At 52.8% G+C, this 852-nt stretch carries 1 protein-coding gene; it reads left to right on the plus strand.

Features of this window, described 5'->3' with window-relative positions:
• A partial coding sequence (locus E0E16_RS10575; protein ID WP_130830639.1) for an IS5 family transposase occupies positions 1-852 on the plus strand: 852 nt, incomplete at both ends.

Genomic DNA, 852 nt, shown 5'->3' on the forward strand with positions numbered 1-852 from the left:
AAACTTGCCAATCTGATAAATTGGGAAACCTTTGAGCGTTCCTTTGCCCCCTTGTACTGTAAGGACAACGGACGCATGGCCAAGCCTATCCGCCTGATGGTCGGTCTTATAGTGCTGAAGCATATTCGCAACGTCTCGGACGAGAGCGTCGTGGAACAGTTCTCGGAGAACGCCTACTACCAGTATTTTTGCGGAATGGAATCCTTCACCATCGCCAAGCCTTGCGTACCGACGGAACTCGTGGAGTTCCGCCATCGCATTGGCGAGGCGGGCATGGAGTTGATTCTCAAGGAGAGCATCCGGGTCAACCTGCTGCTTGACGACAAGCGGAAAGAGAATGAAAACAGAAATGACGGCAAGGACGGTCGTGGACGCAAGTCCGACACCGAGCAGACAGCCTTTATCGACTCAACCGTGCAGGAGAAGAACGTCACGTTCCCCACGGATTCGAAACTCCTGAATAAAATCATCGGTTTCTGCCGCGACGTGGCTCATGCAGAGCATCTCAAGGTGCGCCAAAGCTATGCCGGGGAAATCAAGAGACTTAAGCTTGTGCAGCGTTTCCGTGGCAGGAAGAACAGTTCAGCCAAGGTAAGGAAAGCCGACCGTCGGATGCGCACCATCGCCGGAAGGCTGTTGCGCGAGCTGGTTCGGAATTTGCCCCCTGAGAACTCTTACCAAGAACGTATTGAGGTCTGCATGAAGTTTGTTAACGGCGAGAGAATGGACGGTCACAAGATCTACTCCCTTCATGAGCCGGACGTGTTGTGCATCAGCAAGGGGAAGGACCACAAGAAGTACGAGTACGGCAATAAAGTCTCCCTTGTCAGACTGTGGAATGGTCTCATTGTC

Origin of the sequence: Prevotella rectalis, from assembly GCF_900607215.1 — a bacterium.
Lineage (GTDB): Bacteria > Bacteroidota > Bacteroidia > Bacteroidales > Bacteroidaceae > Prevotella > Prevotella brunnea.